At 40.9% G+C, this 22,341-nt stretch carries 16 protein-coding genes and 3 pseudogenes; 5 read left to right on the top strand and 14 right to left on the bottom strand.

Annotation, left to right across the window (positions count from 1 at the left end):
* Positions 1-36 precede the first annotated feature (36 nt).
* The 3 genes from ACFOU2_RS14290 (at position 37) to ACFOU2_RS14280 (ending at position 3,812) form a co-directional block, all read left to right on the top strand.
* Positions 37-1,500 carry an amino acid permease gene (locus ACFOU2_RS14290; RefSeq protein ID WP_377916214.1) on the top strand — a complete coding sequence of 488 codons (1,464 nt, stop codon included), beginning with the start codon at positions 37-39 and terminating at the stop codon, positions 1,498-1,500.
* A gap of 410 nt (positions 1,501-1,910) precedes the next feature.
* Positions 1,911-2,255 (top strand): DUF485 domain-containing protein, encoded by a 345-nt coding sequence (locus ACFOU2_RS14285; protein ID WP_377916212.1) that lies wholly within the window; start codon positions 1,911-1,913, stop codon positions 2,253-2,255.
* Between the two features lie 6 nt (positions 2,256-2,261).
* Positions 2,262-3,812, top strand: coding sequence for a solute symporter family protein (locus tag ACFOU2_RS14280; protein ID WP_377916210.1), 1,551 nt, complete (start codon positions 2,262-2,264; stop codon positions 3,810-3,812).
* A 207-nt stretch (positions 3,813-4,019) separates the two neighbouring features.
* Here the strand turns inward: ACFOU2_RS14280 and ACFOU2_RS14275 are convergent.
* The 4 genes and pseudogenes from ACFOU2_RS14275 to ACFOU2_RS14260 form a co-directional block, all read right to left on the bottom strand.
* Positions 4,020-4,259, bottom strand: a pseudogene (locus ACFOU2_RS14275) (oxidoreductase); the annotation flags it as partial.
* Between the two features lie 5 nt (positions 4,260-4,264).
* A pseudogene (locus tag ACFOU2_RS14270) lies at positions 4,265-4,462 on the bottom strand (family 4 glycosyl hydrolase); the annotation flags it as partial.
* A gap of 93 nt (positions 4,463-4,555) precedes the next feature.
* Positions 4,556-5,740, bottom strand: a complete 1,185-nt coding sequence (locus ACFOU2_RS14265) for an MFS transporter (RefSeq protein WP_377916208.1) — start codon at positions 5,738-5,740, stop codon at positions 4,556-4,558.
* 625 nt (positions 5,741-6,365) lie between these two features.
* Positions 6,366-6,683 (bottom strand): winged helix-turn-helix transcriptional regulator, encoded by a 318-nt coding sequence (locus ACFOU2_RS14260; protein WP_377916206.1) that lies wholly within the window; start codon positions 6,681-6,683, stop codon positions 6,366-6,368.
* Positions 6,684-6,837: 154 nt separating this feature from the next.
* On the opposite strand from ACFOU2_RS14260, the gene ACFOU2_RS14255 reads away from it, so the two are divergent.
* On the top strand, positions 6,838-7,785 hold the full coding sequence (locus ACFOU2_RS14255; RefSeq protein WP_377916204.1) for an aldo/keto reductase family protein: 948 nt from the start codon (positions 6,838-6,840) through the stop codon (positions 7,783-7,785).
* Between the two features lie 394 nt (positions 7,786-8,179).
* Here ACFOU2_RS14255 and ACFOU2_RS14250 read toward each other — a convergent pair whose 3' ends face one another.
* The gene (locus tag ACFOU2_RS14250) at positions 8,180-10,135 is read right to left on the bottom strand and encodes an S-layer homology domain-containing protein (protein WP_377916202.1); all 1,956 of its coding nucleotides are present in this window, start codon (positions 10,133-10,135) and stop codon (positions 8,180-8,182) included.
* 318 nt (positions 10,136-10,453) lie between these two features.
* Between ACFOU2_RS14250 and ACFOU2_RS14245 the strand changes: the two genes are divergently transcribed.
* Entirely contained in the window at positions 10,454-10,903 is a 450-nt protein-coding gene (locus tag ACFOU2_RS14245; protein ID WP_377916200.1) for a S1 domain-containing RNA-binding protein, read from the top strand.
* Between the two features lie 67 nt (positions 10,904-10,970).
* Here the strand turns inward: ACFOU2_RS14245 and treR are convergent, their stop codons facing one another.
* The 9 genes and pseudogenes from treR to ACFOU2_RS14200 form a co-directional block, all read right to left on the bottom strand.
* Positions 10,971-11,687: a trehalose operon repressor gene (gene treR, locus ACFOU2_RS14240; RefSeq protein ID WP_377916198.1), complete on the bottom strand. Its 717-nt coding sequence runs from the start codon at positions 11,685-11,687 to the stop codon at positions 10,971-10,973.
* Positions 11,688-11,863: 176 nt separating this feature from the next.
* Positions 11,864-13,549 carry an alpha,alpha-phosphotrehalase gene (treC, locus tag ACFOU2_RS14235; RefSeq protein WP_377916196.1) on the bottom strand — a complete coding sequence of 562 codons (1,686 nt, stop codon included), beginning with the start codon at positions 13,547-13,549 and terminating at the stop codon, positions 11,864-11,866.
* 18 nt (positions 13,550-13,567) lie between these two features.
* Positions 13,568-15,247, bottom strand: coding sequence for a glycoside hydrolase family 13 protein (locus ACFOU2_RS14230; protein WP_377916194.1), 1,680 nt, complete (start codon positions 15,245-15,247; stop codon positions 13,568-13,570).
* A gap of 203 nt (positions 15,248-15,450) precedes the next feature.
* Positions 15,451-16,854: a PTS system trehalose-specific EIIBC component gene (gene treP / locus ACFOU2_RS14225; RefSeq protein WP_377916192.1), complete on the bottom strand. Its 1,404-nt coding sequence runs from the start codon at positions 16,852-16,854 to the stop codon at positions 15,451-15,453.
* 535 nt (positions 16,855-17,389) lie between these two features.
* Positions 17,390-18,112 (bottom strand): NAD-dependent deacylase, encoded by a 723-nt coding sequence (locus ACFOU2_RS14220; protein WP_377916190.1) that lies wholly within the window; start codon positions 18,110-18,112, stop codon positions 17,390-17,392.
* A 419-nt stretch (positions 18,113-18,531) separates the two neighbouring features.
* On the bottom strand, positions 18,532-18,663 hold the full coding sequence (locus tag ACFOU2_RS14215; RefSeq protein ID WP_377916188.1) for a hypothetical protein: 132 nt from the start codon (positions 18,661-18,663) through the stop codon (positions 18,532-18,534).
* Positions 18,664-18,828: 165 nt separating this feature from the next.
* Positions 18,829-19,719, bottom strand: a complete 891-nt coding sequence (locus ACFOU2_RS14210; RefSeq protein WP_377916186.1) for a helix-turn-helix domain-containing protein — start codon at positions 19,717-19,719, stop codon at positions 18,829-18,831.
* 646 nt (positions 19,720-20,365) lie between these two features.
* A complete protein-coding gene (locus ACFOU2_RS14205; RefSeq protein WP_377916184.1) occupies positions 20,366-21,565 on the bottom strand; it encodes an MFS transporter in 1,200 nt (399 codons plus the stop codon).
* A gap of 485 nt (positions 21,566-22,050) precedes the next feature.
* Positions 22,051-22,314: pseudogene (locus tag ACFOU2_RS14200) on the bottom strand (KGG domain-containing protein); the annotation flags it as partial.
* Between the last annotated feature and the right edge of the window lie 27 nt (positions 22,315-22,341).

The raw sequence follows: 22,341 nt of genomic DNA, 5'->3' as shown, positions 1-22,341 counted from the left end.
TTCCGATTATCATCAAGAAAAGGGGTTTTCTTATTTATGAGTCAACATGCCGGAACACAAGAAAAGCAACAACTGCACCGCGGCTTGCAGGCCCGTCATTTAACGATGATTTCCCTTGGCGGCGCCATTGGAACAGGCTTGTTTTTAGCGAGCGGAGCAGCAATCCATACAGCCGGTCCAGGCGGAGCGCTTCTTGCTTATACCATCATTGGAATTATGGTTTATTTTCTGATGACAAGTCTTGGTGAGATGGCAGCTTATATGCCGGAAGCCGGTTCTTTCAGTACGTATGCAACGAAGTTTGTAGACCCTGCATTCGGTTTTGCACTTGGCTGGAACTATTGGTATAACTGGGCGATCACGATTGCCGCAGAGTTGGTTGCCGGTGCCCTTATCATTAAATTCTGGTTTCCGGATAGCTCCTCTCTTCTTTGGAGCGCCTTGTTTTTAGTGATTATGTTTGGTTTAAACTATTTATCCGTCAAAGGTTTTGGTGAAGCGGAATATTGGTTTTCACTCATTAAAGTGGTAACCGTTATTGTCTTTTTAGTTACGGGTATTTTCATGATTTTCGGTATTTTCGCCGGTGAACCTACCGGATTTAAAAATTTTACCATTGCAGATGGTCCGTTCCACGGCGGATTCTTTACGATGCTGGGCATTTTCATGGCTGCCGGCTTCTCCTTCCAGGGAACGGAATTGCTTGGGGTCGCTGCCGGTGAGAGTGAAGACCCTGCCCGCAACGTTCCACGTTCTGTAAGACAAGTATTCTGGCGTATTTTATTATTCTACGTTTTAGCTATTTTTGTGATCGGAATGCTCATCCCATTTACAACAGAAACCCTGGCAAGTGATGATGTACGTGTAAGTCCATTTACCCTCATCTTTGAACGTGCCGGCTTTGCCTTTGCCGCTTCAGCAATCAATGCCGTTATTTTAACGGCTGTGTTATCGGCCGGTAACTCCGGTATGTACGCTTCAACGCGTATGCTTTGGAACCTTGCCAAAGAAGGAAAAGCACCAAAGTTTTTAGCGAAAGTCAATAAACGCGGGGTTCCTGTCAACGCCCTTATTGTTACTGCCCTGGTTGGCGTTTTGGCATTCTTTGCTTCTCTCTTTGGGGACGGTGCCGTTTATACATGGCTATTAAATGCATCCGGGATGTGCGGTTTTATTGCATGGTTAGGAATTGCCATCAGTCACTATCGTTTCCGCAGAGCTTTTGTGGCTCAAGGACATGACTTAAAGAAACTTCCGTACCGTGCCAAATGGTTCCCGTTCGGCCCTATTTTCGCTTTTGTTTTATGTACTTTCGTTATTTTAGGGCAAAATTATTCGGCTTTCCTTGGTGAACAAATTGATTGGTATAGTGTCGCGGTTTCTTATATTGGTTTGCCCTTATTTATTGTTGTATGGCTTGGATATAAGTTCACTAAGAAAACCAAAATGATTCCATTAGAACAATGCGATATTAGCGGAGTGAATACTCGAATAAAATAATACATGTAAGATAAATTTCGACAAGCTTGAAATAAATCGAGCTTTTTCACCAAAAACACCTATGAACCATTTCATGTGGTTTATAGGTGTTTTTTCATATAATGAAACTTCCATTTTTACCCTATCTTCTTTACTCTGTATTAAAATACATTCTTATACAATATCAAAAATTTCCTCAAAGCAGGACTTCCCCCTTCAAATAAGGGATTTATCTGTAATATAACAAGCTGTCGATGAATGTAGAATATTCAGACAAAAAATGTTCAAAATTTAATTTACAAATTTTTCTGATAACTATATAATTAACACAAATATTGAAAACGTTTTGCATAGAGAGGAGGAAAAATGTAGATTTTTCACGTTTTCACACTGTTTGTGTTAGTTATTTAAAATTTTTAAGGGGGTTTCATATGTCATTACACGATTCTCAAGCTCAGGTGAAAGAACCGTCTGAATCCATTGATTACACGGCGATTGTCCAATCTGCTTCATTCAAAGAATTATTGGCGGCCAAGAAAAAATTTATCGTCCCGTTTTCATTATTCTTTTTAGCCTTTTATTTCATATTACCGATTTTAACTGCTTATTCGACTGTATTAAATCAACCGGCCTTTGGCGGCATGACATGGGCATGGGTATTCGCTTTTGCCCAGTTCGTGATGACATGGGCACTTTGCATGATTTACTCCAGCAAAGCTGCAAAGTTTGACCGGTTAGTTGAAAAGATCATGCAGCAAATTAAACAAGGGAGGTAACATTACATGAATGTATTAGCTTTTGGTCTATTCTTAGCAATCGTCGGACTCACGCTTGTCATCACCTATTTTGCTGCGAAAAAAACGAACAACGCAAGTGAGTTTTATACGGCCGGCGGTGGATTGACGGGCTGGCAAAACGGACTGGCCATCGCCGGTGACTACATGTCGGCTGCTTCCTTCCTCGGTATTGCGGGAATGATTGCCCTGGCAGGCTTTGACGGATTTTTCTACAGTATCGGGTTCCTCGTTGCTTACCTTGTCGTGCTTTACATCGTAGCCGAGCCTCTTCGTAACCTTGGTAAGTACACAATGGCAGATATGATTGCTGCCCGCTTCAATGACAAAAAAGTTCGCGGTGTTGCCGCATTGAACACCATCGCCATCTCCATTTTTTACATGATTGCCCAACTGGTTGGTGCAGGCGGTCTCATTAAACTTCTTCTTGGTATTGACTACATCTATTCAGTCCTCATCGTTGGCACGTTAATGACAGTGTACGTTGTATTCGGCGGAATGACCGCAACAAGCTGGGTACAAATCACAAAAGCCGTCCTATTAATGATTGGTACATTCATTATTTCCCTCATGGTATTCGCAAAATTTGATTTTAGCATCGCTAACATGTTCACGCATATGAAAACAGCCACTCCAATTGGAGAAGCGTTCTTAAACCCCGGCAACAAATTCAAAGACCCGCTCGATATGATTTCATTAAATTTAGCTCTCGTACTGGGAACAGCCGGCCTTCCGCATATTTTAATCCGCTTCTTTACGGTAAAAGACGCGCCGACTGCTCGTCAATCGGTTGTATATGCTACTTGGATCATCGGCTTTTTCTATATTATGACGATTTTCCTCGGCTTCGGTGCAGCCGCATTTGTTGGCTATGACAACATTATTGCAGCAAATGCAGCCGGAAATATGGCAGCGCCATTGCTTGCCCAAGTGTTAGGCGGCGACTTCTTATTCGCCTTCGTATCTGCGGTTGCTTTCGCGACTATCTTAGCCGTCGTGGCAGGACTTGTATTATCGGCAGCATCAGCCTTTGCTCACGATTTCTATAGCCATATCATCCGTCGCGGCCAGGCAACGGAAAAAGAACAAATGGTGGCAGCCCGCTTAGCATCTGTCGGTGTAGCCATCATCTCGATCATCCTGGCTTTATTCGCGCAAAAAATGAACGTCGCCTTCCTTGTGGCGCTTGCATTCGCCGTAGCGGCAAGCGCAAACTTGCCGATTATTTTATTAACGATTTTCTGGAGACGCTTTAATACAGCAGGTGCAGTAACCGGCATGCTTGTTGGTTTATTCAGCTCTCTGATTCTAGTAGCAATAAGCCCGAACGTGTGGAATCCGGAACCGGGAGTGGCCATCTTAGTGGGCGAAGCCATCTTCCCTCTAACAAACCCGGGAATTGTCTCCATTCCATTAGGATTTATCGCAGCGATTATCGGCACCATCGTATCCAACAAAAAAGAAGACTCGAAGAAATTCGATGAAATCGTTGTTAAAGCCAATACTGGCTTGGGAGTTTCCGGTGTGTCGAATCACTAGAAACATTCTGTTAACAAATAACTGATGAATGGATTCAACCTCATTTTGGACGAACTTTACCTATATAAATCCATTTTCATTTTTCGACATCAACTGTGGCTTTTTAAACCGCCTATAGTTTTTCTGTCTTCGCATCTTAAATAGGTTGAAAAGGTGAAAATCCGACATGGCTGCTTTTGATCATGTCGGATTTTCAATGTGGATTTCTTATTTATCGGCTGGGAAGACGAGCCCAATTTGTTTTCGGGTTTCTTCCATGATTTCCGCTGTTGCCAGGGAATGACCGTAGGAATTGATAGACGATTCCAACTGTCGATTTTTAATTAGCTCAATAAATTCTTTTACCTCGTAATACATCGTCTTCCTTACTTGAGGTTGGGTGATATCTTCTACGCTCCCATCTCTGTAGTGAATCCCCACTTTTTCCGGCGTATGTATTTTATCAATTTAAAATAAGCCTTGATTTTAATGTTTTTGTTTAAGCGCCCTTTCAAATTGTTCAACATACTCTCGGAATCTCTTAAACGTTGTTCATCAATATCGTATAAGGCAAATTCGAACCCTTCTATTGCAGGAACAAGCATACAATCCCCTAGAATGTTTTTAGCAAAAACCGTACTGCCTGCCCCCAAAAATGTAATTTTGAACATGTAAAAACCTCCCAATAATAAAACCTCAAAAAGATCAAGATGGCTCCTGCGAATAGGAGTGTATATAACTTAAGTCATACAGGCAAAGCCTAGTTATATGCTTTTTTCATAAACATGCTTGGCCTGACAAACACTTTTTTTCCTTGAATAGGTTTTGTATGTGATCAAACCTATACATCCAGCAAAAGCGAAATAGCTTAATAGTTTGTATAAGGCTGCCCCGCCGAAATGATCAAGAACCATGCCTCCCCCTAATGACCCGATAATCCCTGAAAGACCAAAAAAAGCTGAAATGAAAAACAACTGGCCGGTTGCCCTGAATTCCTCCGGGAGAAGCTTTGTTACAAACTGGAACGCACATAAATAAAAAATGCCAAATGTAATCCCATGCATCGATTGAAGCAGGATAACATGTGAAGGAGTTTCAGCAAATGAAAATAGCAGCCATCTCAAGCCGTATAATCCTGAAGCAACCACTATGTAGGTTATTTCGTTAAGAAAACGCATCCAATAAGGACTAAGCAAGAAGACAACAGCTTCAACTGCCACTCCAACAAACCATGCTAAACCAATTAACGATTCGCTTCCTCCGAGCTGCTTTATGTATATCCCGAGAAAACTATCATTTGTCCGATGAGCGATCGTTACAAACATAATAAAAAATAAAAATAGGATAAACCTTGATTGGAAAATAACGCTTACCGCTCCTTTTAAATTGATTGGTTTTGCAGCGGCATTAACATCAGAAACTTTCCAGACAAGCCCAAAAGCGATTAAAGCAAATACAAGATAAGGATATAATAAGTTGTCAATTCCGATACGGGATAGAATGTGTCCCCCTATTAATGATGTTACGGCAAAACCTATTGAGCCCCACATCCTTATCGTTCCAAATGCCGTTCCTATAAATTGTGATGTTCTTTGCGCTAAGCTGTCACCTAACGCTCCAATGGGGGCCATAAAAGAAAAAAATACCCCGCATAAAAAAAGGAGCGTCAAAAATGAACCCATTTGAAACAAAATGATGCTGCTTATAATCACTCCTACTAAACAAATAAGCATCATTTTTTTTATCGTTTTGTATTTATCGCTCATATACCCCCAAAAAGGTTGTGCAAAAAGAGAAGTAAATGGACCAACAGCCATTAACCATCCTATTTTTGTCGCAGTTAATCCCTGTTCTTGAAAATACAACGGGAGAAAATTAGTCATAATTGTTACTGAAGAATGAAAAAAGAATAAAAAAATACTTAAATGCAGAATCGCGTTTTTATGCATTGCCGCTCTTTCCCCTCTTCTGTTGCGAATTGTTATTGCGTTTGGCTTGCCCGTGTAAAAACTTCCCTTTCCCTTTATTCTTGCTTACCATTGCAGCTAGTTCCCAAAATGCTGAAGCTGACTTACAAGGAACAAGAACACCTTGTAAGTCAGCCTATCGTTACAAAATACCTCTCTCATACTGTGCGACTGAGATTATGTTTATTTGTAGCAAAGTATTATCTTTATATGGATTACATCAACTTTTTAATATTATTCATCGTTTTTTATTTTATTCATATTTTTCTGATTTTCAGCTTGAATAAACTTGAAAGTGTTCTCCCATATTGAACTGTTCGCCATTACGATTAAACTTTCGGTGGCCGTCCGGTTTCCCCCACCCCCCTCCTCCAATCACCCAGGTTTCAATTCTTACCTCACTCACTTTTAACTCGTGTCCCCGGGCTGCCCATCGTTCATCACACGCATTAGCACCTAAAAAGAAATATTTCTCTAAAATTTCTCTGACCAATATGCAAATAGATTTTAACATTATTTAGAAAATTTTCAATATAAAGCTCCATTCTTTTTCTAGCCCCCGGATGGTCGATATTTTGATTCACTTCTAATCCTAAAACTCCATTCCTTACGCCCACTGAGCTTCCCAGCGTTTCATTTCTTTCAAAATCTTATGGAAAGCGCGTCCTTTCTCTGTGAGGGAATACTCAACCTTAACAGGGACAGGGGCATACACTGTGCGAGTAACGATTTCGTTATCTTCCAACTGACGCAGCGTATCCGTCAAAGCCTTCGGACTGATTTTAGGAATGGCTTTTTTCAATTCTCCAAATCTCTTTGTCCCTTCCAGCAATTCTCTTAAAACAAAAAAAGACCACTTCCCGCCGATGATATTGAGTTCTTTTTCAATCGAACATTCAATATGTACCGCTTTACCCTCTTTCATCAGAAGCTCTCCTTCATTCAAATTTTATATTAAATATAAAATTTATACTATATAACTCGGCCTTTACTTTATCCAGAAACTTCATTACTTGTAAAGAATTTTCCAATATTTTATAATTTTTAATGCAAGACTAATTGTTGGAGGGGATATAAGGATGAAATATCGTAAACTAGGAAAAACCGGTTTAAAGGTTAGCGAAATTAGTTTAGGAAGCTGGCTTACATACGGTAACTCGACTGAAAAGGATACGGCCGCAAAGACGATTGAAGCCGCTTATGATTTAGGAATTAATTCCTTTGATACGGCGAACGTTTATGCCACTGGAGAAGCCGAAAAGATTGTTGGTGAAGCATTAGGGAGATATCCAAGAGAATCTTATGTTCTTGCTACCAAGGTATTCTGGCCAATGGGAGAAGGGCCGAATGACCGCGGCCTTTCCAGAAAGCATGTATTTGAGCAGCTTCACGCGAGCTTGAAGCGCTTAAACTTAGATTATGTCGACATTTATTATTGTCATCGTTATGATCCGGAAACTCCTGTGGATGAAACATTGAGAACGATTGATGACATGGTTCGTCAAGGAAAGGTGCTATATGTCGGTGTCAGCGAATGGACAGCACAACAAATTCAAGAAGGTCTCGGAACAGCAGATAAATATTTATTGGATCGAATTGTAGTGAATCAACCCGTTTACAATATGTTTAATCGTTACATTGAAAAAGAAGTCATCCCTGTCAGCGAAAAAAATGGTATTAGCCAAATCGTCTTTTCACCATTGGCTCAAGGCGTCTTGACAGGAAAATATAGCCGAGGCGGAAAATTTCCTGAAGGAAGTCGTGCAACAGATCCAAAAGCAAATATGCATATGGGATCGTTGTTAACAGATGAAGTATTAGGAAAGGTTGAACAGTTAGAGAAAATCGCCAATGAACTGGATATTAAATTATCCCAATTGGCATTAGCCTGGATTCTGCGCCAACAAAATGTGGCCAGTGCCTTAATTGGAGCAAGCAAACCTGAGCAAGTGCAAGAAAATGCAAAAGCAATTGATGTGACTCTTACTGATGACGTGTTAGAGAAAATTGAACATATTCTTGGGTAAGATTATATGAATCCACATAAAGAATTTAGCATGGACAAACACCGCCCATGCTAAATTCTTTACGCATAAGCCTTGACCGATTTACCTTACGGTCCCTCGGCCAAGGCTTATACGAAGACCTTTTTCGTTTATTCAGGATGATAAATCCAAAAACCTTGAAGAGGATCGTAGGCGAAGACTAGTGTTAAATTATTAACCTTTGTAAGCTCATTCAAGGTGAGAGAACAGAAAAATCTTAAATAGCATAAAAAGCATCAATGGAGACAATGTGCTCACATACCGATTTTAAAACAAGGTACCAGTGGAAAATGGAAAAAGCACATGCTTATGGGTAAATGATGTGACATGAGGTTTTCTTCTCATGTCACATCATTTATGTGGATTCATATTTTCTTTAATGTTGAAGAGCACGATACAAAAAGGCCGCCGCCTGGGCACGCGTTACTTTCTCGTTCGGGGCAAACGTTCCATCCGGTTTCCCCGTGGCAATGCCGTTCACCGTTAACGCATCAATATAATCAGCTGCCCAGTGACCATTTGGTACATCTTTAAACGGCTTGGCCGAATGGCCTTTTAATTGAAACGCCATTGCCACCAATTTGGCCATTTGGGCACGCGTTAACTTCTCCTCTGGTTTAAATGTTCCGTCTTTGTAGCCTGACATGATGCCTTTTTGCTTTAAGAAGCGGACATATGGAAGAAACTCATTATCTTCCGGTATATCTGTAAATGCTGTTTGATCAGTAACCTTTTCTTCCTTAAATCCGATGGCATTGGCGATAAGCTTTGCCGCCTGGGCTCTCGTGACATTTTGATTCGGCTGGAAGGTACCATCCGGGTATCCGTTCACATAGCCTTCTTCTGCCGCAAACTGAATCTCTTCATATGCCCAGAATTCCTCTTTTACATCGGAGAAGGAAACTGGGCGTTTTCCCCCTTTTATCCAATTTGCAATATGTTGAATGAAGTTTTCCGGAACATTGGCAGGAATCGCGTATTCTGAATAGTCAGGCTCTCCGGCATAGTTGACGAGCAAGTGAATGAGGTTCGGATATTGTTTATACGTAACGTTATCGCGATTGGCTAAAGCGGCTTTCCACTCATTGATGTGGGAGGGCGCCACCTGCAAATCTTTTCCTCCTTGCATCATGAGAAGAGGCACCTTTTGCTTCGCTGCCAATTGTGTCGGCACATAGTCACGAAGCTCGTACCACCAATACGCGTTTGGAAGTCGAAATTCTTTTGGGATGTGATCCTTTGAATATTTCGGGTCATTGATCAGGGCTATTTGCTGCTCCCAGAACGCAAGATTGGCTTTTAATGCCTCCAGCTGCTCAGAAGGTGCCCCTTGTTCTTGGGCCCTTTCCAGTGCATCCTGCTGCTGCCACAACATGAGGTCTTGAAATTTGCCGCTCGGTCCCGAGACAACGATTCCCCCGGCAATCTGATGTTCATGATCGGCTTCTAAAATGCGCGGTAGTGCATAGCCTCCTTGGCTGTGTCCCAGTACATACATCTGGTTTTTATCTATTTGAGGAAGTGTTTGCAGCAGATGGACAGCTTTTACCGCATCGTTAATCGTTTCCTCCTGGATGGTCAGCTTCTGGTTCATCCCTGACTTAATATGATGTTCTCTCGTTACTTTTTCATAACGAAGCACGGCAATATTTCTATTTGCCAATCCTACCGCAATATCGCGAAAAGGCTTCATAGAATAAAGGGACTCGTCCTTATCGTTAGGACCGGACCCGTGCACAAGGACCACTACCGGAAAAGGCCCTTCCCCTTTTGGTATTGTTAAAGTACCGGGAAGAGCCAATTCTCCCTCCCCTATCGTGATGTCTTTTTCCACATAGTTTTCTTTCTTTTCATAAGGCGGCTCCTTGTACTGGCTGGCAGGCGTATAATAGAAAGGGATATAAAAATCATCGATATTGCCATCCTTATCGAAGTTAATGGTGATATCCATCGGGAATTTCTCCGCTTCATAGGTCATCACTACATTTGTATGAACACTGTTTGTTTCCCTTTTAATGGATAATGGCTTCCCTAATTTACCGAAAGGAGCTGTTTTCGCTTCCCAAACCTTTTGAAAAACTTCTGCAGGAACATGCTTTTTCAATGTTTCATTGAATAACGCATATGCCCCTTCCCAATTTCCTTTCGAAGCAGCCGTCATAAATGTACTGGCTGCTTGCTCGTAATTCATGGGGGCAATGGTTGGAGCCGGTTCTTCCGCATGAGCAACTGCAACTAATCCGCTTGTTTCAGGCATCATCACACCGCTTGTTCCAATGGCCGCTGCCAGCAAAGCCGGTGCCGCTTTCTTCCACTTTATTTTTTTCTTCACCCTTCTCTCTCCCATCTTTTCGTCTCTTTAAGGTAATATTATCCATTTTTATCATAAATTAGTTTCTAAATATATACAATCGAAAACTCCTGACTATCTTTAATAGTTTAGGCTCTGTTAAATAATAGTGTTGATTTTTGAATATCCCAAAATAAAATTTGGAAAAACAATTCGATGGAAAACTAATGCTCAAAATGTAAAGGATATTGTTAGGAGGACGGATTAGAATAAAAAGAGAAAATAACTCCAATTGATATTACTTCCCTCTATTTGTTATAATGAATTGTTTTTAACATTATTGAGGGGGAACATTTTTTTATGTCAATCGAAGTAGGCAGCAAGGTACAAGGTAAAGTAACAGGTATCACTAATTTTGGAGCATTCGTAGAATTACCGGGAGGCTCAACAGGTCTTGTGCATATCAGCGAGGTAGCAGATAGCTATGTAAAAGACGTTAATGACCATCTCAAGGTAGGCGACCAGATTGAAGTAAAAGTGATTAGTGAGAAAGACGGAAAAATTGCCTTGTCCATCAAAAAAGCTATAGATAGACCCGAAGGACGAGCCTCTGCTTATTCCCAACGTCCACCACGCCAGGGAAGAGTTAATAGCCATTCCAAAGACTTCCGTTCAAAAAGCAATTTCCAACCAAAGGAAAGTTTCGAAGATAAAATGGCTCGTTTTTTAAAGACTAGTGAAGAGAATTTATCTTCCCTTAAACGCGGCACCGAAACAAAACGGGGCGGTAGAGGCGGAAGACGCGGATAACCTGCTGCGTTTTTTAATACTTCATCAATAGATAAAGGCAAGCCCGTATAAACTGGCTTGCCTTCTTTTAGTGACCTCTTCTCGCAAAATCTACAAATCGGAACTTATCAAGCCGATGGCGTGATTCCGTGTATTCAAATAGACTGGCATCTTCTAAATAGACATAGTTTTTGACCACCACAATATGGTTATAATCTTTTAAATCCAAATATTTTTGATCTTCCTCTGTCGGCTCATCGACAAAAATTTCTTTCTTGGCAAAGCTGATTTTTAATTCCATGTCATGTTCAAGATACTCGTAAATAGAGCCCTCGCAAATCTCGCGTGTGAGGATAGGAACATATTTTTTATTAAAAAAAGCTTTGTCCAAAATAATGCGCTCTCCATCCATCTCGCGTGCCCGTAGCACTTTCCATACATTGTCTTTATTCGTGACATTTAGATGCTGCTGCAAATAATCATCCGGTTTCATAAGGGCGAATTCGTACACGATCGTTTTCCACGGCTTCCCCATTTTTTGCGCCAATTCTTTAAAGCTCACAAGACCGGAAATCGGAAAATCAAATTTGCTTACATCTAATACAAACGAACCTTTTCCTCTTATTTTTTGAATATAGCCGTTTTGTGAAAGCATTGTTAACGCTTTTCGAATCGTCTCACGTGATGTATCATATTGCTCGACCAGCTCATTTTCTGACGGCAGCTTCGTATTGGGTTTTAACTGTCCGCTTTGGATTTTTTCTACAATTTCATCATAAATGGTTAAATATTTGTTAGTTCTCATCGTCTCATCACCGCATATCATCGTAGCTTTAAGCGGTTCGTTCCGCTAATCATTATAAAGGAGGGCCAACATGCCGTTTTGCACGTTAGCCCCCTCTGACGAAATGAACCTTTTATATATTTTACAGATAAACCTTCAACTAAGTCAAAAGATTCCTTGTATAGAAAGACTTTCCCTTATTTCTTCAAATGATACACAATCGACTCGTAAGGACGCAGCGTTACTTTTTTCACGTCATTGATTGAGTCATCATAGTTGGAAATCAAAATCTCACTGTTATATCCTTCTACATCTACTTCACCAGGCAATTCGAACGTTGTTTCTTTGCCATAGTAATTGTTGACGACGAGCAGTTTTTCATTTTCTCCATTGCGTACATATGCAAAAATGTCCGGGTGATCGGCCAAAATCAGCTGATAATCGCCGTCGGTGATAATGTCATATTGCTTACGCAGTTGAATCAGCTTTTGATAGTGGTAAAATACTGAATTTTTATCGTTCAACGCATTTTCTACATTAATTTCCGGATAATTCGATGCGACAGGAATCCACGGTGTGCCTGTCGTAAAACCAGCATTCGGCTGATCATTCCATTGAACCGGCGTTCGTGAATTGTCGCGTGATTTTTGTTTCAGGATGGCGATAATCTCTTCATCGCTTAAGCCCTGCTCACGTTTAAGCTTATAAATGTTTAACGATTCCACATCGCGGTAATCTTCAATGCGGTCAAACTTCGGATTCGTCATCCCAATTTCTTCACCTTGATAAATGTAAGGTGTTCCCTGCATCATATGAATCGATGTTGCCAACATTTTCGCTGATTCCGTACGGTATTCTCCGTCATTGCCGTAACGGGAAACGATGCGGGGCTGATCGTGGTTGCACCAGAACAACGCGTTCCAGCCGCCCCCTTTGTTCATTTCAACCTGCCATGTAGAAAGGATGCGTTTTAACGCAAGGAAATCAAAATCAGCGACAGTCCATTTGTCACCATTCGGATAATCCACTTTTAAGTGATGGAAGTTAAAGGTCATGCTCAACTCATGGCGATCCGGATTGGAATACTTGATACAATGATCAATTGTTGTCGATGACATTTCGCCGACTGTCATGGCATCATATTTCGAAAATACTTCACGGTTGGTCTCCTGTAAAAACTCATGGACTCTAGGGCCGTCCGTATAAAATTTGCGTCCGTCTCCAGGAGGTACAGACCCGTCATCATCCGGGAAGCGCTGATCTTTCGAGATTAAGTTGATGACATCCAAACGGAAGCCGTCGACTCCTTTCTCAAACCAGAATGTCATCATTTCATATACCTTTTGGCGCACTTCTTCATTTTCCCAGTTTAAATCTGCCTGCGTCACATCAAACAAGTGCAAATAATATTGCCCTGTTTTTTCATCATACTTCCAGGCAGAACCGCCAAATTTGGACTCCCAGTTCGTCGGCTCGCTGCCATCTTCCTTTCCGTCGCGCCAAATATAAAAGTCACGGTACGGGTTGTCCTTTGAAGAACTGGCTTGCTTGAACCATTCATGTTCTGTCGATGTATGATTCACCACAATGTCCATGATGATTTTAATGCCGCGTTCATGTGCCCCATCCAGCAAACGATCGAAATCTTCCATCGTTCCGTATTCTTCGTGAATGTTATAGTAGTCACTGATGTCATATCCGTTGTCACGCTGAGGCGACTTATAGATTGGCGTAAGCCAAATGACGTCCACACCCAACTCTTTTAAATAGTCTAGCTTTTCAATAATGCCCGGCAAATCGCCGACACCATTGCCCTTTGTATCATAAAAACTTTTCGGATAGATTTGGTATACAACTGCTTTTTTCCACCAAGGATGTTTCATCTCTTCCACCACCATTTGTTATTTAAGTAAGTATACTCTTGTTTCATAAGGTTTTAACTTGATTGTATGGATCGTCTCTGTTTCATCTACTGCATAGTTGCTGATCAATAATTGTGCAGAATTATATTCAATCGTATCCGGCAATCCAAACACCGGCTTCTTTCCGAAAAAATTACAAACAACCAGCAGCGTTTGCCCGTCCAGTGTACGTTTATAAGCAAAAATCTCCGGATGATCCTCTAAAAGCAATTCATAATCTCCGTACACAATAATGTCCTGCTCTTTTCGAAGTTGAATGAGTTTGCGGTAATAATGGTAAACGGAGTCCGGATCTGCCATCGCCTGCTCAGCGTTCACTTCATGATAATTCGGGTTGACTTTAATCCATGGCGTTCCTGTTGTAAATCCGGCATTTGGACTTGCATTCCACTGCATTGGTGTTCTCGAGTTATCGCGTCCTTTTGCATAAATGCTTTCCATGATTTGTTCTTCAGGAATTCCATCTTCCTTTTGTTCCTGATACATGTTCATGATTTCAATATCACGATAATCGTCGATTGATTCAAAGCGAACATTGGTCATTCCGATTTCTTCTCCCTGATAGACATAAGGAGTGCCTTTCATCATATGAAGAAGGGTGGCGAGCATTTTCGCTGATTCCACGCGGTATTCTTTGTCATTTCCAAAGCGTGACACTGAACGCGGCTGATCGTGATTATTGAAGTAAAGACTGTTCCATCCCTTTTCTTCCAGCGCTTTTTGCCACTTTGTCAAGTTCTGCTTTAAGTCCAGCAAGTTAAGCGGCTTTAAATCCCATTTTCCGTTTGGACCGTTATCTAGCCCCATGTGTTCAAACTGAAACACCATGTTTACTTCTTTACGATCTTCATCTGTATAAAGTCGGGCCAATTCCGGTGTGACCCCAGGCATCTCTCCGACTGTCATCACATCATAGGAGGAAAGGGCTTCACGATTCATTTCTTGCAAATAGTCGTGAATATGAGGGCCGTTTCGATAATATTTGCTGCCGGATGCATACTTTTTCCCGGGCTTGGGCTCACCGTCAGGCAGCTCTTCCGGTTTTGAAATAAAATTGATAACATCCATACGGAAACCATCAATGCCCTTATCGAGCCACCATTTCATCATGTCATACACTTCTTTTCGAAGCTTCGGATTTGCCCAGTTTAAATCAGGCTGTTTTTTAGAAAAGAGATGTAAATAATATTCACCCGTTGCTTCGTCATACTGCCATGCTGAACCCCCGAAATTGGAATACCAGTTGTTCGGCTCTTTTCCATCTTTGCCGGGACGCCATATATAATAGTCACGGTATGGGTTGTCCTTCGATTTTTTTGCTTCCACAAACCATGGATGCTCGTCGGAACTATGATTGACAACAAGATCCATAATAAGCCTCATCCCGCGTTTATGTACTTCGGACAGAAGATCTTCCCAATCGGCCATCGTGCCGAATTCATCCATAATATTTTGATAATCGCTAATATCATATCCGTTATCATCATTAGGTGATTTGTAAACAGGAGATAGCCAAATCACATCAATCCCTAGTTTTTTCAAATAATCAAGCTTGGAAATAATACCTCGCAAATCGCCAATGCCGTCACCATTACTGTCCATAAAGCTTCTGGGATAGACTTGATACACAACGCTTTCTTTCCACCACGTTTTACTCATTCACACCAACTCCTAATATTCCGCTGTATGTATGCTCTATAAAGGAAACTTCCATCAGTGGGGGGCTTACTGCCCGTTAATGCGGGATAAAGCAAGATACGATACCATCGTGAACAAGCTATATGCTTTTATGTTCGATGGTATCGTTGGCTTTTCTTATCATAATCCTTAGAGCCTGCTTCTTTCGCAGGCTCCATGTTTCATTATTTGTTTTTACGCAATTTGCCGAATACAAATGTCAACACAGCTGGAACGACGATCGCAATCGCCATGCCGATAAAGAATGCTCCCCAATTTTGCGGGAAGATGGATAAGAAGGCAGGCAGGCCGCCGACACCGATAGATGGTGCTTGTACGCCATTCATTGTAATAACCATGCCTGCAAGCGCTGATCCGACGATCGCTGAGATAAAGGCAAAGCGGAAGCGTAAGTTCACACCGAACATCGCCGGTTCTGTAATTCCAAGATAAGCTGAGATTGCAGATGTTAAGGATAAACCTTTCAGCTTTTCATCTTTTAATACAAACATCATCGCTAATGCTGCAGAACCTTGTGCGATGTTTGATAGAGCAACCATCGGCCATAAGAATGTTCCGCCTGTGCTGCCGATCAATTGCAGGTCAACGGCTAAGAACGTATGGTGCATACCTGTAATAACAAGCGGAGCATAAAGACCGCCGTAAAGCAATCCGCCTAACACAGGAACAGCGTGGAAAATACCTACAACGGCAGAAGTAATCACTTTAGCAATGGTAAATGTAATCGGTCCGATTGCAATGAATGAAAGAAAACCAGTCAACAATAAGGCAATTGGTGCTACAAGCAACAACTGGAATGCATCCGGAATACGCTTTTTCAAGAAAATTTCAAGTTTCGCTAATACGTAAGAAGCAACTAATACGGGCAATACTTGACCTTGATAACCAACTTTTTGAATTTCAAAGCCGAATAAGTTCCATGTTGGAATTTCTTTTGCTGCACCGTAACTCCATGCGTTTAAAAGATCAGGGTGCACTAACATCAAACCAAGAACGATCCCCAACAGCGGGTTTCCGCCAAATTTGTTCACAGCAGACCAACCGATTAATCCTGGTAAAAATACGAATGCTGTATTCGCAATTAAGTTAATAATGCTTGCAAAGTCTTTCCACTTTGGATACACATCCACTAATGCTTTTTCATCAAAGAAAATGCCAGGGCCGGTTAAAACGTTATTAATCCCCATTAATAAACCGGCTGTTACGATGGCTGGCAAAATCGGGATGAAAATGTCCGCCAATGTCTTAATCGCCCGTTGCAGCGGATTTAAATTTTGTGCAGCGGCATCCTTAATCTCTTGCTTAGTTGCTTGACCGATTCCTGTCATCTGAACCATTTCGTTATATACTTTATCAACGGTGCCCTGCCCGATCACGACCTGAAACTGACCGTTTGCAGAGAATGAGCCCTTTACAAGATCAATATTTTCAAGCGCCTCTTTATCCACTTTGCTCTCATCTTGTAAGGCAAAGCGCAAGCGAGTGACGCAGTGGGTAGCGGCTGCAATATTATCTTTGCCGCCAATAGCCTGAACAATTTGTTCCACAGATTTTTTATTTACACTCATCTTTCTATCCTCCTGTTACCGTTTACAACTCCACGAAAGTAAACGGCGTTAATTCCCTCTCCAAAAACTATATTAAAACATTTAAACTCATCTTTTTTTTACCTTTTGTCAACGGTTTCATTTTTATCCCTCTCTTCCACCTTTTCAAAAGATCGGAAAATAACGGCTTTGCTTAAAACCTTTCCATCCCGGTAAAAATTCCGCCTGGTGAATCGCTTACATGAAGCGATTGAACAAGCACTTGTATATACAAGATCAAACTTGTATATACATATTATCCTGCACATGCAATCTTGTCAACAAAAATCGACAAATAAACTGAATATATTTTCCCCTTCATTCTCTAGTAAAATTAGGATGAATTTATCAAAGGTATACCCAAAAACGATGGGACCGAAAGAAGTCAATAAAATAAAGAGGGTGGTTCAAAAGCATAAAGGATACGCTTTTGAACCACCCTCCTGAAAACAGATAACCGGCGCTAAACATTTACATTCCAAAACTATGATATTGGACAAAAAGAACGAATGCACTTTTATTCATGCGATAGATAGGCATCGATTTCCTGCAAATACTCACCGATTTTTCGATTATGAATCACAAGGTCAGCCATTCCATCCAATTCCGTTTCTTCCATATTGATAATGACAAGCTGTGCTCCATTCCGTTTTGCCTCAATCGGAAATAAATTGGCTGGAGACACTTGGAGAGATGAACCAAGCACAATAAACAAATCGGCTTTTTTCGTTTCTTGTTCCGCTGCCAGCACCGCTTCATCGGGAAGTGTTTCTCCAAACAGAACGACGGACGGACGAAGAAATCCCCCGCATTCACATGTCGTGTGTGCCTGCAAATACAGGTTATGGTTTGCCTTTTGCCTGCATCTGTCACAGTAAAGATACCGTAATGTTCCGTGCACCTCTGCAATGTTTTCGCTGCCGGCAAGATGATGAAAACCATCTACATTTTGGGTGATGATGCTTTTAATCAGCCCTTTTCTTTCCCATTTCGCTAATATATAGTGCCCGTCGTGAGGCTGACATTGCTTTAATCCTTTAATTCGCTCTGTATAAAATTCCACAAATTCGTCACGGTTATGCTCCATCGCATACGTACTGGCCAGCCTTGCAGGGTCTTTGTATTTCCATAATCCTTGAGCAGCTGAACGAAAGTCCGGTAACCCGCTTTCCGTCGACATACCTGCTCCCGTTAATACAACAGGATACTTTGCTTTACGCAGCAACGTTTGTAATTCCATCACCTTCACCCCCTGATTCGACTCCAAGTTCATTATACCATATTTTGCCTTGCCGTTAGTTTATCATACAATTAGTTGTCCATATCCAGTCCGTCTAATTTCTTATATAAATCCCACTTATTTTTTTAACCTCTATCACCGGATCTTCTTCTATTCATACCTTTCTGTTCTCTCATCTTGCTTAATTTTTTAACATCATCTATCGCTTGTTATCCTGTTTATGTTCCTTTGTTTGAGCATCCTGAATAGACTCAAAAGGTTCTCAATCATGTAGCATGGACCGCTTTTGTCCATGTTACATGATTGATGTGGATTTATATATTTTTAAAAAGAAAGGCACACGACTTAAAAGCCGTGCGCCTTTCGCTCTTAGTAAGGGATATTAACTGAAAAAAAGCCCAGTGATTTGGTACCTCGTCTTAATGTTGATTTGGTAACGTTCTTGCTGCTTCCTCTTCAGCGAATGTGCTTAAATTAGAAGCCGCACCCGCGGATGCAAAACCGGCGATAAGAGTTACTGCTAGACAAATGCTTGTTAACCATTTTTTCATCTTCATCACCCTTTATAGTAGTGTAATGTTACTGCTATTATAACTTACTTCTAAAAAGCTTGTAGGAACGTTGTCACGTATTCTGTACAGGAAAACTGCATCAAATGGACGATAAACTGCTTCTTTTTTAAAAACATATAATTATAGTAATATTTTCATGTCATTTTAGATGGCGTGTTGTTCCAATAGCTTTTTCATCTGCTGCTTCACAAGCGCAACAAATTTTTCATTTTTCTCCAGCCCAAAGATAAAAATAGCTTTCTCTAAATATTGTGTCCCTTTTTCTTTTTGCTGCATTTTGATTAAGTTGCAGCCAGACTGATAATGTAACTCGCCAAACAAATAGAGAGACTCGCAGCTGATGCATAAATGGATCCCTCTTTCACTATATACCAACGATTCTTTATACTCTCCCATTTCCGTCAATGTCCGTGATAACCCGTACAAAATCCGAATTTTAATTTTTTCATTTTTAATCTGCGGCAAATACTTTAATTGAGTCAATGCCGTTTTATAAATATCCACCGCTCGCCCAAATTCTTTTTCTTCATTATGGATAATGGCGACACTGTTCAAAACCTCAATTTCTCGTTCCTTGTAATAAGAATGAGAGGTTTGGGTTAATGTAATGGCCTCGTACAATTTACTTAGCGATTTGTCTTTATTTTTATATACATAATAGTCACAAATCCCTTCATGCCACATCAAAAATTGCTTATTAGCGGGCGTTTGAAAAAGCGGACTCTCTTTTTCACGCTGAACGATATGAGCGACGGAATCATAATCCCTCTTACGAATATATTGACGTATTAAATTTTTGACCTCCGCTACATAATCAAGCCTTGGCGTTTCAATAATATCAAAGAAATAGTTCATATCTACACCAAGGCGTTTGGAAATTTCATATAAGGTGATGCTGTAAGGATATTCATCCCCGTTTTCAAGCTTACTGATTTGTGCCTGTGTACAAATCCCTTGTGCCAGTTCTTTTTGTGACAATCCGACCATTTTTCTTAGTTCACGAATGATACTGCCAATACGCACTTGCTGCTCCACATCGCGTCCCTCCCGCCTTTTATCTTCCTACCTTCTATTTATACATAACTCGTACCATTTCCTTCTTAATTCGAAATACTCATAAAGAAAGCCCGTCAATTGGCGGATTTTTAAGGAACTAGACAGAGACACAGCTTGACGTATAAAAAAGAGGTTGTCCCAAAAGTACAAAAAACGTACTTTTGGGACAACCTCCTGTGATGAACCATCATTAAAAATCCAAGAAAATCAAGGATTTCAGCGACATTTATCACAGAAAAATATATAAATCCAATTTAATAATCCGACATAAACATTTGCCTATGGTTCTCTTATGGCTTTTTTGGTTTTCCCACCTTGAGTCTGCTAAAAGGGTCTTCGTATAAGCAGCTGCTTATGCGTAACGAATTCGACATGGGCGGTTTTTGCCTATGCCGAATTCGTTATGTGGATTTATATAGATGATGATCATTTCCTAGAGGCTTTTGAGCCCCTTTAAAATCCGTAATGAACGGATCTCCTGTTTTGTTTCAGCTGTTCCAAGCTGATAAATTTTTTCGTACAGCTTTGTGATTAAACTATGCTGCTCTTCTCTTGTCTCTATGCCGTTTTCTTCATTCAACGATGTAATAATTGGTGTTGGATCATATTCGGTTGTCTTGATCTCTTATGCTAATTCTTTCGCTTTTGTTTCTTTTCCTAAAATCAACACAGATAATGCTCCAATTACGATTGCAATACAAAAAATCGCAAAAATCATGGTAATCGATGTTTGTTGGGCAGCAAGATAACCGACTAAAAGAGGTCCCAATATTCCTCCGACACGTCCGAACGATGCAGCCATTCCGGCTCCCGTTCCGCGAATTTCTGTCGGGTATTGCTCTGGAGTGTAGGCATACAACCCGCCCCATGCTCCTAGATTAAAGAAAGATAAGAAAATACCGGACGTTAATAATAATGGCAATGACTCAGCATTTCCAAAGAAATAGGCACTTACTGCCGTTCCAATTAAATAGGTGACTAACACGAATTTTCGACCAGCTCGCTCAATCAGCCAGGCAGCGCTGAAATAGCCCGGAAGTTGGGCCAATGTCATGATTAAGACATACTGGAAGCTTTTAATTAGACTGAATCCTTTCATGACCATAACGCTTGGAAGCCATAAAAACATGCCGTAATAGGAGAAAACGACACAAAACCACAAAACCCAAAGCATAATCGTTTCACGGCGATACTGTCCTGACCAGACATCCGCCATATTCTGAAACACAGAACGCTTTGTTTGAACTGCTTCAAAGCGCGGTGAATCGGGTAGATTCCAGCGTAAATACAAAGCGTAAAATGCAGGTAGCGCGCTTAAAAGCAAAGCTGTCTGCCATCCAAACTTTGGAATGATAAAAAAGGAAATGAGCGCGGCGATCAACCAGCCTCCTGCCCAAAAGCTTTCAAGCAATACCACTACCTTTCCCCGCTCTTTTGCGGGCACTGTCTCTGACACTAATGTGGATGCAACCGGCAATTCCCCTCCAAGTCCCATCCCAATCAAAAAGCGTAAAAGCAAAAATACAGCTAACGTAGTGGAAAAAGCGGACAATCCGCTTCCGACGGAAAACAACAATAATGTAATAACGAAAACATGTTTACGCCCAATTTTATCGGCTAAAAGTCCAAATATGAACGCGCCGGCGGCCATACCGATGGAGTTCACACTCCCAATCCATCCCATTTGCTGGACAGATAAATTCCACTCTTTTTGTAAAGCGGCCAGGATGAAGGACAACATCCCCACATCCATCGCATCAAACAACCAACCAAGCCCTGCGATACTTAAAAGCTTGCGATTTGATATATTCTTTGCCTTAGTCATTGTCAACCCCCTTATTTTACACGTGTAAACTTCGACTTTACATCAAAAATATTATAATCAGTACTATGATTATATTCAATCTTTTTTTACACATGTAAAGCTGTAAAGTGCATTATCACTCTTTACACTGGATGAACTTGTCCCTTATTATGTGCGAGAATAGACGATTGTAAAAGGGGAATATCCAATTGGTTTAAAATCAAATGCTTTTGATCCAGCCTCATTTTCAACAAATTTGATTTGTTACCTTATGTTGGGAGCATATAAAAAAACGTCCTTTCCGTCATACGGGAAAGGACGTTTTTTATGAAGCTATAAATTTTTACCTTCATTTTCAATTGAGTTGTTGTATAATCATTATTAAAGTATTCGTTAAACCATTTTACACAGGGGCGATTTCTGCTAAACTATTCCAATGCCTTTTACCCTAGACACTGTCATGTTTAGTCGTTATCGCCTTTTGAATTTTTGCGGCTATTGCCTCTTGATTCCCCGCCCTTTTCACCAATTTCTTCATAGAAATCATCACCATGATTTTTAGATGTTGCTTCTCCGCCTTTTTGACCGATTTCTTGATAAAATTCTTTATCATGATTTTCTGATGTTGCTTCTCCGCCTTTGCGGCCGATTTCCTGATAGAATTCCTTATCATGATTTCTGGAAGTTGCTTCTCCACCCATGCGGCCTGCTTCTTCTCGACTCATTTTGTTATCATCGTTTCTGTTATTTTTGTTGTTTTTGTCTGCCATTTTTAATTCCTCCTTCATTATTCTAGT

The sequence above is a fragment of the Bacillus songklensis genome (assembly GCF_042649685.1).
Lineage (GTDB): Bacteria > Bacillota > Bacilli > Bacillales > Bacillaceae_H > Bacillus_BA > Bacillus_BA songklensis.
The sequence above is the reverse complement of the archived record's forward strand: the minus strand, read 5'-3'. Positions and strand labels throughout refer to the sequence as shown.

Excerpts from the sequence above, each read along its gene's own strand:
- ACFOU2_RS14290 (WP_377916214.1), top strand. The coding sequence starts at position 37 with ATGAGTCAACATGCCGGAACACAAGAAAAGCAACAACTGCACCGCGGC.
- ACFOU2_RS14285 (WP_377916212.1), top strand. The coding sequence starts at position 1,911 with ATGTCATTACACGATTCTCAAGCTCAGGTGAAAGAACCGTCTGAATCC.
- ACFOU2_RS14280 (WP_377916210.1), top strand. The coding sequence starts at position 2,262 with ATGAATGTATTAGCTTTTGGTCTATTCTTAGCAATCGTCGGACTCACG.
- ACFOU2_RS14265 (WP_377916208.1), bottom strand. The coding sequence starts at position 5,740 with ATGCATAAAAACGCGATTCTGCATTTAAGTATTTTTTTATTCTTTTTT.
- ACFOU2_RS14260 (WP_377916206.1), bottom strand. The coding sequence starts at position 6,683 with ATGAAAGAGGGTAAAGCGGTACATATTGAATGTTCGATTGAAAAAGAA.
- ACFOU2_RS14255 (WP_377916204.1), top strand. The coding sequence starts at position 6,838 with ATGAAATATCGTAAACTAGGAAAAACCGGTTTAAAGGTTAGCGAAATT.
- ACFOU2_RS14245 (WP_377916200.1), top strand. The coding sequence starts at position 10,454 with ATGTCAATCGAAGTAGGCAGCAAGGTACAAGGTAAAGTAACAGGTATC.
- treR (WP_377916198.1), bottom strand. The coding sequence starts at position 11,687 with ATGAGAACTAACAAATATTTAACCATTTATGATGAAATTGTAGAAAAA.
- treC (WP_377916196.1), bottom strand. The coding sequence starts at position 13,549 with ATGAAACATCCTTGGTGGAAAAAAGCAGTTGTATACCAAATCTATCCG.
- ACFOU2_RS14230 (WP_377916194.1), bottom strand. The coding sequence starts at position 15,247 with ATGAGTAAAACGTGGTGGAAAGAAAGCGTTGTGTATCAAGTCTATCCC.
- treP (WP_377916192.1), bottom strand. The coding sequence starts at position 16,854 with ATGAGTGTAAATAAAAAATCTGTGGAACAAATTGTTCAGGCTATTGGC.
- ACFOU2_RS14220 (WP_377916190.1), bottom strand. The coding sequence starts at position 18,112 with ATGGAATTACAAACGTTGCTGCGTAAAGCAAAGTATCCTGTTGTATTA.
- ACFOU2_RS14215 (WP_377916188.1), bottom strand. The coding sequence starts at position 18,663 with ATGAAAAAATGGTTAACAAGCATTTGTCTAGCAGTAACTCTTATCGCC.
- ACFOU2_RS14205 (WP_377916184.1), bottom strand. The coding sequence starts at position 21,565 with ATGACTAAGGCAAAGAATATATCAAATCGCAAGCTTTTAAGTATCGCA.